The organism is Rhizobium sp. SVR5-9E (assembly GCF_056755095.1).
In genome coordinates, this window is record NZ_JBNDHS010000837.1 from 1 (window position 1) to 230 (window position 230).

General features: G+C 34.3%; 1 pseudogene. It reads right to left on the minus strand.

The features are described 5' to 3' along the window. Positions 1 to 197: pseudogene (locus ACPYOJ_RS37195) on the minus strand (hypothetical protein); the annotation flags it as partial. Positions 198 to 230 lie beyond the last annotated feature (33 nt).

The following is a 230-nucleotide window of genomic DNA, read 5'->3' on the forward strand; positions in this document are numbered from 1 at the left end:
CCTTCATATTTAGCTTCATAATCGAAAAATTCGTTGTTAGGAACAATTTCCGTAATTCCCAAAACGATGGTTTCTCCTTTATAATCAATAACTCCTACGGAAACTTCCATTCCGTCAAGGAAGCTTTCAATTAAAATTTCATCGTCTTCTTTAAAGGCTATTTCCGTTGCAGCAATTAATTCTGATTTTTCTTTCACCTTTGAAATTCCCAAAGAAGAGCCGGATTGATT